This window comes from Photobacterium swingsii (assembly GCF_024346715.1).
In the GTDB taxonomy this organism is placed as follows: domain Bacteria; phylum Pseudomonadota; class Gammaproteobacteria; order Enterobacterales; family Vibrionaceae; genus Photobacterium; species Photobacterium swingsii.
The window spans coordinates 412247-425346 of record NZ_AP024852.1; the positions used below are offsets into that span (position 1 = coordinate 412247).

11 protein-coding genes are annotated in these 13100 nt (G+C 48.0%); all 11 read left to right on the plus strand.

Going from position 1 to position 13100, the window contains the following annotated elements; genetic code table 11:
• The first annotated feature begins 4 nt into the window (after positions 1-4).
• Positions 5-952, plus strand: coding sequence for a 16S rRNA (cytosine(1402)-N(4))-methyltransferase RsmH (rsmH, locus tag OCU77_RS01995; protein ID WP_048899232.1), 948 nt, complete (start codon positions 5-7; stop codon positions 950-952).
• Positions 949-1272, plus strand: a complete 324-nt coding sequence (gene ftsL, locus OCU77_RS02000) for a cell division protein FtsL (protein WP_048899233.1) — start codon at positions 949-951, stop codon at positions 1270-1272. Before rsmH ends, ftsL begins: the two co-directional genes overlap by 4 nt.
• Complete coding sequence (locus OCU77_RS02005) at positions 1269-3041, plus strand: penicillin-binding transpeptidase domain-containing protein (RefSeq protein ID WP_107302996.1); 1773 nt, start codon at positions 1269-1271, stop codon at positions 3039-3041. Before ftsL ends, OCU77_RS02005 begins: the two co-directional genes overlap by 4 nt.
• Positions 3028-4542: a UDP-N-acetylmuramoyl-L-alanyl-D-glutamate--2,6-diaminopimelate ligase gene (gene murE, locus OCU77_RS02010; protein WP_048899234.1), complete on the plus strand. Its 1515-nt coding sequence runs from the start codon at positions 3028-3030 to the stop codon at positions 4540-4542. The genes OCU77_RS02005 and murE overlap by 14 nt, the downstream gene beginning before the upstream one ends.
• Positions 4539-5915: a UDP-N-acetylmuramoyl-tripeptide--D-alanyl-D-alanine ligase gene (gene murF / locus OCU77_RS02015; protein ID WP_107302995.1), complete on the plus strand. Its 1377-nt coding sequence runs from the start codon at positions 4539-4541 to the stop codon at positions 5913-5915. Before murE ends, murF begins: the two co-directional genes overlap by 4 nt.
• On the plus strand, positions 5915-6997 hold the full coding sequence (gene mraY / locus OCU77_RS02020) for a phospho-N-acetylmuramoyl-pentapeptide-transferase (protein WP_048899235.1): 1083 nt from the start codon (positions 5915-5917) through the stop codon (positions 6995-6997). The genes murF and mraY overlap by 1 nt, the downstream gene beginning before the upstream one ends.
• Positions 6998-8356, plus strand: a complete 1359-nt coding sequence (gene murD, locus OCU77_RS02025) for a UDP-N-acetylmuramoyl-L-alanine--D-glutamate ligase (protein WP_107302994.1) — start codon at positions 6998-7000, stop codon at positions 8354-8356.
• Positions 8350-9561, plus strand: a complete 1212-nt coding sequence (ftsW, locus tag OCU77_RS02030) for a cell division protein FtsW (RefSeq protein WP_048899236.1) — start codon at positions 8350-8352, stop codon at positions 9559-9561. The genes murD and ftsW overlap by 7 nt, the downstream gene beginning before the upstream one ends.
• Complete coding sequence (gene murG / locus OCU77_RS02035; RefSeq protein ID WP_107302993.1) at positions 9561-10631, plus strand: undecaprenyldiphospho-muramoylpentapeptide beta-N-acetylglucosaminyltransferase; 1071 nt, start codon at positions 9561-9563, stop codon at positions 10629-10631. The genes ftsW and murG overlap by 1 nt, the downstream gene beginning before the upstream one ends.
• 13 nt (positions 10632-10644) lie before the next feature.
• Entirely contained in the window at positions 10645-12108 is a 1464-nt protein-coding gene (gene murC / locus OCU77_RS02040; RefSeq protein WP_048899237.1) for a UDP-N-acetylmuramate--L-alanine ligase, read from the plus strand.
• A gap of 222 nt (positions 12109-12330) precedes the next feature.
• On the plus strand, positions 12331-13089 hold the full coding sequence (locus OCU77_RS02045) for a cell division protein FtsQ/DivIB (RefSeq protein WP_107302992.1): 759 nt from the start codon (positions 12331-12333) through the stop codon (positions 13087-13089).
• Positions 13090-13100 lie beyond the last annotated feature (11 nt).

Sequence of the window (13100 nt, forward strand, 5' to 3'; positions counted from 1 at the left end):
ATTTATGTCAGAACAATTTGAGCACATTTCCGTCTTACTTCATGAATCAGTAGACGGTCTCGATATTAAACCCGATGGTATTTATATCGATGGCACGTTTGGTCGTGGTGGCCACAGTCGCCTGATCCTATCTAAGCTGGGCGAGAATGGTCGTCTTTACGGTATTGACCGTGATCCTCAAGCAATTGCTGAAGCTCAGACGATTGATGATCCGCGTTTTTCAATTATCCATGGTCCATTTTCTGGCATGGCTAATTACATGGAAACGCGTGAATTGTTAGGCAAAGTTGACGGCGTACTCCTTGACCTTGGTGTATCGTCGCCACAACTCGATGATGCTGAGCGTGGTTTTAGCTTTATGCGTGACGGCCCGCTTGATATGCGTATGGACCCGACAACTGGTCTTTCTGCTGCTGAATGGTTAGCAGAAGCGGAGGCTGATGATATTGCTTGGGTACTAAAAGAGTTTGGCGAAGAGCGTTTTGCTAAGCGTATTGCACGCGGCATTGTTGAGCACCGTGAAAATCCAGAAAAAGAGCCGCTAACGCGTACTACACAGTTAGCGAGCTTGATTGCGGCTGTATCCCCATTTCGTGATAAGCATAAGCACCCAGCAACGCGTAGCTTCCAAGCAATCCGCATTTATATCAACAGTGAGCTAGAAGAAATTGATACAGCATTGAACGGTGCATTGAAAGTGTTAGCACCGCAAGGCCGTTTATCTATCATCAGTTTCCATTCGCTTGAAGATCGTATGGTTAAGCGCTTTATGCGTAAGCACAGCAAAGGGCCTGAAGTCCCTGCGGGTTTACCATTAACGGAAGAGCAAATTAAAGCGCTAGGCAGCGCTGATTTGAAACTGGCGAGTAAAGCGATCAAGCCATCGAATAATGAACTAGGCCACAATACTCGTGCGCGTAGCTCTGTGTTGCGTTTAGCCGAGAAGTTATGAAGCCAACCGCTGAACCCTCAGTAAATTTAACACGCCTGATCGTTAAGGATCTCTTTTCGATTGGGCGGTTACCGCTATTGTTACTGGTGCTGATCTTAGGATCGGCATTGGCCGTGGTGTATATCACCCACCAGTCGCGTCAGCTGATTGTTCAGCAAGAGCAACTCCTTATCGAGCGTGACCAGCTCGATATTGAGTGGCGAAATCAAATATTGGAAGAGAATTCTCTGGCCGAGCACAGTCGTGTGGAACGCTTAGCAGAAACGCAGCTTGAAATGAAGCGTCCTACTGCGGCGAATGAAATAGTTGTCCAGCGATGATAAAAATCTTCAAACGAACCAAAACATCCAATCAACGCCGCGTTAAAGCGCCACCGGTTTTTATTCCGTGGCGTTTTAATATTATCTGTGGCTTCGTTATTTTAGCGCTTGGCCTCCTCATTGGCCGTGCGGCTTACATCCAAGTTTTAGAACCGGGCAAGCTGATCCAAGAAGGGGACTTACGCTCATTACGCGTGAAAGCCTTGCCGTCAGCGCGCGGTATTATTTCGGATCGTAACGGCGAGCAGCTTGCCGTGAGTGTACCTGTACAGGCCGTATGGGCAGATCCCGTTCAAATCTATAAGCATGGCGGCATGATCGAGCAGGCTCGCTGGCATGCGCTCGCTGATGTACTGGGTCTTGACCGTCAGAAGCTTGTTAAGCGCATTGAAAAAAACCAAAAACGACGGTTTATTTATCTTGCTCGCCAAGTGAGTCCGGCGATGGCGGCTTATGTCGGGAAACTTAAATTACCCGGTGTAGGTCTTAAAGATGAATCTCGCCGCTTTTACCCTGCTGGTGAAGTTAGTGCCCACTTGATCGGCATGACGGGAATTGATAGCCACGGCTTAGAAGGGGTGGAACGCACCTACGATGGTTGGTTAACGGGCGAGCCGGGCCGTAAAACGGTACGTAAAGACCGCTATGGTCGCGTGGTTGAAAATATCTCGCTGAAGCAACGTGAGCCGGGTAAACCGCTGGAATTAAGTATCGATCAGCGTTTGCAAGCCATGGCGTATCGCGCCGTGAAGCAAGCGGTGGTGGACTACCGTGCGACCTCTGCCAGTGTTGTGATGGTTGATGTTCGCACCGGTGAAGTGCTGGCGATGGTCAATGCTCCCTCCTACAACCCCAATAATCGCGAGGGGTTACAAAGCTTTCGAATGCGTAATCGGGTAATCACCGATGCGATGGAGCCAGGCTCGACCATTAAACCTTTTGTGGTGTTAACGGCGCTAGAAAATGGTGTGGCCGATGAAAATACCATCATAGATACGGGGAATGGCATTATGCAAGTTGGCGGTAGCCGAGTGCGTGATGTCTCGAAAGTAGGTAAAGCCAACTTGGCTCGTATTCTCCAAAAATCCAGTAACATCGGTGTCAGTAAGCTGTCATTGGCGATGCCTGTTGAAGCCTTGCTGGGGATGTATAGCAGTGTTGGGATGGGCGATCCGTCTGGCATTAATTTGATTGGCGAATCACAGGGTTTCTTCCCTGATCGCCGTCGTTGGTCTGATTTTGAACGTGCTACCTTGTCATTTGGTTACGGTATTTCGGTGACACCGATTCAGTTAGTACGTGCTTACGCCACTTTAGGCGCACTTGGGGTCAGCCGTCCCCTCTCGATTTTAAAAACTGAAGAGGTTATGCCTGGCCGTCAAGTGGTGTCAGTTGAGAATACGCGTAAGTTGCTCGATATGCTTGAGATGGTGACTGGGCCAGAAGGCAGTGCTAAACGTGCCGCAGTACCGGGCTACCGTGTTGGGGCCAAAACAGGTACGGCAAAAGTGGCTGCTGCTGGCGGCTACAGCGATGAATACATAGCGATGACAGCAGGTCTTGCTCCGATCAGTAATCCTCGAATTGCTATGGTTGTAGTCGTGAATGAGCCACAAGGCGATCAATATTATGGTGGTGCAATTGCGGCGCCGATTTTTGCAGATGTCATGGGTAATGCGCTGCAAATTTTGAATGTGCCGCCAGACGCAGGTTCTGGCGATAAATTAAAAGTTGTACATAACAGGGGCGCCTCGAATGCCGATACCTAACCAAAACAATACTATCGGATGCTTGTTGGCATCATGGCTACCAACAGCACTGAATGATGATATCAGCACACTAACGCCGTCCTCATTTACTTTAGATAGCCGAGCAGTGGTGAATGGCAGTTTATTTGCCGCCGTTAAAGGTCACCAAGTTGATGGTCGTCGTTTTATTGATAAAGCCATTGCTCAAGGTGCTATTGCTGTTTTAGCCGAAGCTGACGGCGAGGCAGAGCACGGTGAGGTTCGGATACAGCAAGCTGTACCTGTTATCTATTTTTCGCAGTTGAATTTGCACTTGTCCGCCATTGCGAAGGTGTTCTATCAACGGCCTGATGAGCAGCTAAAATTGGTTGCTGTCACCGGCACCAATGGCAAAACGACCATCAGTCAGATCTTGGCACAGTGGGCCGAGTTGGTGGGCTATCGCTCGGGGGTTATGGGCACTACAGGTAACGGGTTACTGAGTAACTTGGTTCCCGCGGCGAATACCACAGGTAGCGCGATTGAAATTCAACACGTACTGGCTGATTTACATCAACAAGGTGCGTCTTTTGCAGCGATGGAAGTCTCGTCGCATGGCTTGGTGCAAGGGCGTGTCAAAGCCCTGCATTTTGCAGCCAGTATTTTTACCAATTTAAGCCGAGATCACCTCGATTATCATGGCGATATGGCCAATTATGCTGCGGCTAAACAAACCCTGTTTACTGAGCATCATGCGGGTGTCGCTGTCATCAATATGGATGATGACGTTGGCCGTCAATGGTTAACAGCCTTGCCCAATGCCGTGGCGGTGACAACGCAAGCGTCTATCGCCGCTAAGCACCAAGGGCCTTCTCTATGGCTGACGGATGTGGCGTACAGCACTCAAGGGGTTACGCTAAGTTTTGACTCGTCATGGGGAGCGGGTTCATTTACGGCGCCATTAGTTGGCTCGTTTAATGTAATGAATATTATGCTGGCGTTAGCGACATTATTGGCGACTGGGCATGATCTTGATCGACTCATTGCGACTGCGCCACAGTTAAAAGCTGTGATTGGCCGAATGGAAGTTTTTCAAAAGGCTGACAAACCTTTGATGGTAGTGGATTATGCTCATACCCCTGATGCACTAGAAAAGGCATTGCAGGCATTACAAGTGCATTGCGATGGCAAGCTGTGGTGTATTTTTGGTTGTGGTGGCGATCGTGATACGGGCAAACGTCCAATGATGGCAGCGATTGCAGAGCAGCATGCTGATCAAATTATCTTAACTGATGATAACCCACGCAGTGAAAATCCTGAGTCCATCATGAATGACATGACAGCAGGGTTGGTTAATGCAGATCAAGCGCACCTTATTCACGATCGATTCGGTGCTTGCCAATATGCGATCACCCACGCTAACCCACAAGATATTGTTTTAGTGGCTGGTAAAGGTCACGAAGATTATCAAATTTTAGCGGATCGCACGATTCACTATTCCGACCGAGAAACGGTTCAAACTTTATTGGAGACGCATGCATGATTAACGTGCAATTGTCTCATCTAGCCAATGAGCTAGGTGCCACATTAATGGGCGATGATATTCAAATTGCCTCTGTATCAACCGATACTCGTCAGATTGAGCAAGATGCACTATTCATTGCGCTAAAAGGCGAACGATTTGATGCGCATGATTTTTGCCAGAGTGCGATTGATAGTGGCGCGAAAGCATTACTGGTTAGTCGTCACTTACCTCTCGATGTTCCACAACTTGTGGTAGCTGATACCCGATTAGCGCTGGGTCAACTTGGCGCATGGGTGATGAAAACACTGACACAAACGCAAGGCCTTAAAACCGTTGCGCTAACTGGTAGCTGCGGCAAGACCACAGTGAAAGAGATGGTTGCGGAGATCCTTGGCTTAAAAGGCAATGTACTCGCAACAGCGGGCAATTTTAATAATGATATCGGTGTTCCACTTACATTATTACGGTTAACGGCAGCGCATGACTTTGCGGTGATCGAGCTGGGCGCGAACCATCAAAATGAAATTGCCTATACGACGAATCTGGTGAAACCACAAACTGCGCTTGTGAATAATTTAGCTGCCGCACACTTAGAAGGCTTCGGCTCATTGGCGGGTGTGGCAAAAGCGAAAGGTGAAATTTTTGAAGGGCTGCCAACTGGCGGCGTCGCGATTGTTAACCTTGATTCACATGATTTGCCGAATTGGCGTGAGAATTTGACTGAACAGCGGCTTTTAACCTTTTCTACGTCAAACTCTGAGGCTGATTTCTTTGCAAATGACATTATTGTTAACTCAGACGGTCGTGCTTGCTTTACAATGCGTACCCCCGAGGGGACGGCTTCCGTCATTTTGACGCTGGCTGGGGTGCATAATGTATCGAACGCTTTAGCGGCAGCGGCATTAAGTTATACCTTAGGCGCATCCTTGGACGACATTACTCAAGGCTTAAGCCAAGTGGTGAATGTTAAAGGGCGTGTGGATATTACACAGCCTCATGCAGGACTTCGTCTTATTGATGATACCTATAATGCCAGTGTGGCCTCTGTGAAAGCGGCGATTGATTTACTTGCATCGTTCAAGGATCAGCGCTGGTTTGTGTTGGGGGATATGGCTGAGCTTGGCGAGGAGAGCGATCAACTCCACCGTGAAGTTGGCGAGTACGCTAAAGAAAAATCCCTTGATGCCGTGTTCACCTTTGGTCGTGCGAGCGCGATTGTGAGTGAACTGAACCAAGGTTTGCACTTTGATAATAAACAGGCGCTGATTGCGACGTTAACGGCGCAGTTAGACCAAGAATTTAAACAACACCAAGAGGTAACAGTGTTGGCAAAAGGAGCACGTAGCTCCCGCATGGAAGATGTGATTGTCGCACTGCAGGAAAATAAATAATGATTTACTGGTTAGCTGACGTACTTCAGTCTACGTTCCCATTTTTTCGTCTTTTCGAATATTTGACGTTTCGCGCTATTGTTAGTGTTCTTACTGCTTTAGTTCTTTCACTATGGATGGGACCTCGTCTGATCGCCCGTTTGCAAATGCTGCAAATTGGTCAGGTTGTACGTAACGAAGGCCCTGAATCTCACTTTAGTAAACGTGGTACGCCAACAATGGGCGGTATCATGATTTTAGCGGCAATCACTATCACTGTTTTGCTGTGGGCTGATTTATCAAACCCGTATGTTTGGGCTGTATTGGTTGTCATGCTGGGCTATGGTGCGGTTGGTTTTGTCGATGATTACCGTAAGGTTGTTCACAAAAATACCGACGGCTTGATTGCGCGCTGGAAGTACTTCTGGCAGTCAGTGATCGCGCTAGGTGTTGCATTTGCGCTGTACATGCATGGCAAAGACACAGCAGCTACTCAGCTGGTGGTGCCTTTCTTTAAAGATGTGATGCCACAGTTAGGTTTGTTCTACATCATTTTCACTTATTTTGTGATTGTGGGTACCAGTAACGCGGTTAACTTGACCGATGGCCTTGATGGTCTGGCGATTATGCCGACGGTCATGGTGGCATCGGGCATGGCCTTTATCGCGTGGGCAACAGGTAACGTGAATTTTGCCAATTACTTGCATATTCCTTATTTAAGCAATGCCAGTGAATTGGTGATTGTCTGTACCGCCATTGTTGGTGCGGGTCTTGGTTTCCTTTGGTTTAATACTTACCCAGCCCAAGTCTTTATGGGCGATGTGGGTTCATTAGCATTAGGTGGTGCACTTGGCACTATCGCAGTATTGGTACGCCAAGAGCTACTGCTGGTGATCATGGGCGGTGTGTTTGTGATGGAAACCGTATCGGTGATCCTCCAAGTTGGGTCGTATAAACTACGCGGCCAACGCATTTTCCGTATGGCACCTATTCATCACCATTACGAATTGAAAGGCTGGCCTGAACCACGTGTGATCGTGCGTTTTTGGATCATCACTATGATGCTAGTGTTAATTGCACTGGCGACATTGAAGGTACGCTAAATGAATGGCTTAGGTGGAGTAAAACGTGTTGTAGTGATTGGTTTAGGTATGACAGGCTTGTCTGTTGTTCACCACCTCGTGCGACAGTCGGTGGCTTATGATCTGGATTTAGAGATTAAAGTCATTGATACGCGCGCTACGCCACCTGGCCAGGAATCGCTTCCGAGCAGTGTTGAACTGTGCCGCGGCGAATGGAACATGACCTGGTTACTGGCGGCCGATATGATCGTTGCTAGCCCTGGCATTGCACTGGCAACCCCAGAGCTTCAGCAGGCTGCTAAAGCGGGTATTGAGATTGTGGGCGATATTGAGCTATTTGCTCGCGCTGTGACAAAACCCGTTGTCGCTATTACTGGCTCGAACGGTAAAAGTACGGTGACCAGCCTAGTGGGTGAAATGGCGAAAGAAGCCAATATCAATGTTGGAGTTGGTGGAAATATTGGTTTTGCAGCATTAGACATGCTCGCCAATGATCACGAGCTGTACGTACTTGAGTTATCAAGTTTTCAGCTAGAAACGACTTCATCATTGAAGCTGAAGGCGGCGACTTACTTAAACCTGTCTGAAGATCATATGGATCGCTATGATGGGCTCGCGGACTACAGCGCAGCAAAAATGCGTATTTTCGATCATGCTGAATTAGTGGTTTATAACCGCGATGATTTAGCGACGCGCCCGAATCTTTCGGCTGATGTGGCTGAAACCAGCTTTGGTTTTGATGATCAAGATTATGGCTTGATTGTGCTAGATGGCCAAGAGTACCTTGCTGTCGATCAACATCCCCTCATGCCTGCTAACGACATCGCATTGGTTGGTCGCCATAATGTGGCGAATAGCCTTGCAGCACTAGCTCTGGCAGATGCTGCTGGCATTGATCATGAGTCGGCTTGCCGTGCTTTACGTCGTTACACAGGGTTAGTGCATCGTTGCCAACTAGTGGTGCAACAGCACGATGTGAAATGGGTGAATGACTCTAAAGCAACCAATGTGGCAAGTACCCTAGCAGCTCTTAAAGGGTTAAACCTTGGCGGCAAACTCCACTTGTTGGTGGGGGGAGACGGTAAAGGCGCGGACTTTTCTGAATTGCAGCCAGTATTGGCCGAATTAAATGTGCAGCTGTACTGCTATGGCCGTGATGGTGCGTTATTTGCCCCTTTGGTAGAGAGTCCTATTTGTGTCGAGACCATGGCACAAGCGATGACCCAAGCGGCAAAGACAGCTCATGCCGGGGATATGATCATGCTGTCACCCGCCTGCGCCAGTTTTGATCAGTTTCCTAATTTTATGACGCGCGGCGACACGTTTGTTGCGTTGGCGCAAGAGTTGCAGCATCAAGTCGCAGGAGCGAATGAATGCTAAGACAGACCAGGGAAGGAATGACATCGGTGGGGGATTGGTTTACTAAACCATCAAGCCCATCGTTATACGATCGCCAGCTAGTGTGGATTGCACTTGCTTTGATGGTGATCGGTTTGGTGATCGTGACATCGGCCTCCGTGCCAATTGCAACGCGTTTAACGGGGATCCCGTTTTACTTTGCACTTCGCCATGCTTTTTTCCTCGGCTGTTCTCTTCTTATTATCGGTGTCATGGTGCAAGTACCATTGTCACGCTGGCAACAATTAAGTGTGCCCATGTTACTGGTATCGATGTTTTTACTGGTTGTGGTACTCGGTATTGGTCGCTCGGTAAATGGTGCTGCGCGTTGGATCCCGCTAGGGATTTTTAACTTGCAGCCAGCGGAAGTCGCCAAGCTGTCACTCTTTATTTTCCTGTCAGGCTATCTTGTCCGTCAGTACACCCAAGTGCGTGCGAGCTTTTTAGGTTTTGCAAAACCCCTCGCAGTCCTGTTAGTGCTTGCTTTTTTATTGCTACAACAGCCCGATTTAGGGTCATTTGTTGTGATGTTTGTGACCACAGTAGGCATGTTATTTATTGCAGGCGCCCAATTATGGCAATTCCTCGCTATGATAGCGGTGGCGATATTTGGCATTGTAATATTGATTGTGTTCGAGCCTTATCGAATGCGCCGGGTAACGTCATTTCTTGATCCTTGGGATGACCCTTTTGGTAGCGGTTACCAGCTGACTCAGTCACTGATGGCATTTGGTCGCGGTGATTGGTTAGGTCAAGGACTTGGTAATTCGATTCAAAAACTCGAGTATTTACCTGAGGCACACACCGACTTTGTTTTTGCGGTACTCGCAGAAGAGCTCGGTTTAATTGGTGTTGTTGCCGTACTCATGTTGATTTTTGCCTTGGTGTTTAAAGCATTGCTGATTGGCAGAAAATCATTGCAAAGTGAACAGCTATTTGGTGGTTTTCTTGCATTTGGTATCGGCATTTGGTTTGCCTTCCAAACGCTAGTTAATGTCGGAGCAGCGGCCGGAATCGTGCCAACCAAAGGTTTGACCTTACCACTGATCAGTTACGGTGGTTCCAGTTTATTTATTATGGCGACAGCAGTCGCAATCTTGATTCGCATTGATCATGAGCAGCGGCTTCATGCTAAATATCATCCAGTCGAACAAGAACCAGAAGAAACTAGTGTTGAAAAAGATTGATGACAAAAAATAAACGCTTACTCGTTATGGCTGGCGGCACGGGGGGACATGTTTTCCCTGGGCTTGCGGTAGCGAAGCAATTACAGCAACAAGGGTGGGAAATCCGCTGGTTAGGTACCGCAGACCGAATGGAAGCGGAATTAGTGCCAAAGCATGGTATTGAGATTGACTTTATCAAAGTTAAAGGCCTGCGTGGTCAAGGTATTATGCGCCTTTTGGCAGCACCATTTAAAATTTTAGGCGCAATCAAACAAGCGCGTGTGCATATTAAAGCGTGGCAACCTGATGTTGTCCTTGGCATGGGGGGCTATGTCAGTGGTCCTGGTGGCGTAGCGGCATGGTTGAGCGGTATCCCCGTTGTATTGCATGAACAAAATGCGGTCGCTGGGTTAACTAACCAATGGTTATCTAAAATCGCGCGTCGTGTACTGCAAGCCTTTCCGGGCGCGTTTGCCAAGCAGGAGATCGTGGGTAACCCTGTGCGCCAAGATGTGACTCAACTTGCGATGCCGAGTGAACGTTTAGCTCATCGCAGTGGTCCAATGCGTGTCCTTGTGATGGGGGGCAGCCAAGGTGCGCGTATTTTGAATCAGACCATGCCTGAAGTTGCGGGGTTGCTAGGTGATGCAATTACGGTGTGGCATCAAGCTGGCAAAGGTGCACAAGTTGAAACCCAGCAAGCGTATCAAGCACAAATTGATGCAGCTACAGAGGTGAAAGTCACCGAATTTATTGATGATGTCGCAGCAGCTTACGATTGGGCTGACATTGTTGTGTGTCGTTCAGGTGCGTTAACCGTCTCTGAGCTATCAGCCGCTGGCGTCGCAGCAATCTTTGTTCCTTTTATGCATAAAGATCGTCAGCAAGCGCTTAATGCCGATCATTTAGTGCAAGCTGGCGCAGCACTTATGATAGAGCAGCCAGAGCTGACCGCAGTAAAACTAGCACAACAACTTCAAAAACTTGATCGTCCCGCTTTGCTATCTATGGCGCAAGCGGCACGAGAAGCAGCGATCCTCGACGCCGACGTTCGAGTGGCAGACGTCATTAAATCGCTAGCCAAAAATTAGAACGAGAAAAGTGATGAACAATAAATTGGATAACCAGCAATTAGCCAAAATTAGAACCATGGTGCCAGAGATGCGCCGTGTTGAACGTATTCACTTTGTCGGCATCGGCGGAGCGGGCATGAGTGGGATTGCTGAAGTTTTGGTCAATGAAGGTTACCGCATTAGTGGCTCAGACATTGCGCCAAATGCAGTAACGAACAGTTTAGCAAGCAAAGGTGCTGAAATCTTCTTTGGTCATAGCCAAGAAAATGTTCAGGGCGCGAGTGTTGTGGTTGTTTCAACGGCTATTTCGCCTGAAAATCCAGAGCTGGTAGCTGCGCGTGAATCACGCATTCCAGTTGTGCGCCGTGCAGAGATGCTGGCTGAGCTAATGCGTTACCGCCATGGTATTGCGATCGCAGGTACCCATGGTAAAACCACAACAACCGCATTAGTGACCCAAATTTATTCAGAAGCAGGTTTAGATCCAACGTTTGTTAACGGTGGTTTAGTGAAGAGTGCTGGCACCAATGCGCGTTTAGGGTGTAGCCGTTACTTGATTGCTGAAGCGGATGAGAGCGACGCCTCTTTCCTACATCTTCAGCCGATGGTGAGTGTTGTCACTAATATTGAAGCTGATCATATGGAAACCTATGGCGGTGATTTTGAGGTATTGAAACAAACCTTTATCGACTTCCTCCATAATCTGCCGTTTTATGGCTTGGCTGTGGTGTGTATTGATGATCCTGTCGTTCGAGAGTTATTGCCACGTATTGGTCGCCAAGTGATCACTTATGGTTTTGCTGACGATGCTGATGTGCGTCTGCTGAATTATCGCCAAACAGGCCAACAAGGGCATTTCACTATTGCACGCCAAGGTAAGCCAAGTCTGGATATCACCTTGAATGTACCGGGTAAGCACAATGCCTTGAATGCGACGGCTGCAGTGGCGGTTGCGACAGAGGAAGGTGTTGATGATAGTGCGATTATTCGCGCACTTGCGGAATTCCAAGGTACTGGTCGCCGTTTTGATCACCTCGGTGAGTTCGAGAGTGGCAATGGCAAGGTGATGTTGGTTGATGATTACGGTCATCACCCAAGTGAGGTGGATGTGACTATCCAAGCGGCGCGAGCTGGCTGGGAAGATAAACGTTTAGTCATGATCTTCCAGCCACACCGCTATAGCCGAACGCGTGACCTTTACGAAGATTTCGCTAATGTGCTTGAGCAGGTTGATGTCTTGGTAATGCTGGACGTTTACTCGGCAGGAGAAACACCTATTGCAGGGGCGGATGGTCGGGCATTGTGCAGAACAATCCGTGGCCGTGGTAAAATAGACCCAATCTTTGTGCCAAATATTGAAGCATTACCTGCCGCCTTGGCCAATATTATTGGTGAAGATGACTTGGTGTTGACGCAAGGTGCGGGTGATGTCGGTAAAGTAGCGCGTCAACTGGCAGAAATGAAGCTAAATATTGCAATCATGCGTGAAGCTTAGTTTTTCTGCGCATGTCGCTGAGTATATGGGCTTTTTTATTGCAGGGTTTTCATCATTGAAATAGATATGAACTCAGAGTCAGCATTAAATTAGCCAACAAATGTTGGAGAGTTAGGGCTTGGTCGGTATAATCGGTCAACTTTGCTCAAAAATCATTTATTCGAGTTGAATTATCGTGTCGAGCATTGCTCTATACATTAGATAGGTAAGGTTTTTGGCGAAATGACGGACGTAGTCAAAAAAAGCGTATTTTTAGCTTCGCCGCTACCCACTAAGCATTTAGGGGGCGTCGCTTTTTTTATTACCGTTATTGTCTTTATTGCATGGTTGCTGAGTGCGGCATTGAGCTGGATGACAGATGCAAATCGTCTTCCGCTATCGCAGCTTGTCATCCAAGGTGAGTTAAAACACTTAACCACTAATGATGTTCGGCAAGCCATATTGCAACTCGATCACTTGGGTACATTTATGACCCAAGATATTGAAAGCCTGCAAGGCGCGTTGGAGTCTTTACCTTGGGTTGCCCATGCGTCAGTGCGAAAGCAATGGCCTGAAACGGTAAAAGTCTATTTGCTAGAACACCAACCAGCCGCCATTTGGAATCAGGATAACCTGGTGAATATGGACGGTGAGGTGTTTTATGCAGATGCCAAGCAAGTGGCTGATTTAGCGTTAGTACACCTAGCAGGGCCTGATGGCAGTAGCCAACAACTCTTGGCTGCATTGGATGAAATGCAACCAAGGTTACAGCTTGCGGGCTTTGAAATTGATACGCTTATCTTAAATGAACGTCGAGCTTGGCGTGTTGAGTTAACTAATGGCATTCGGTTAGAGCTAGGTCGAAAAACACGTATGGAGCGTCTAGAACGCTTCATTAGCTTGTACCCTGAATTAGAAATGCAGGGTAAAGCAATAGAGTACGTAGATTTACGTTACGATATTGGGGCGGCTGTAGGCTGGAAAACGATTCCTAAAGAATAAGAGCGTGCGCG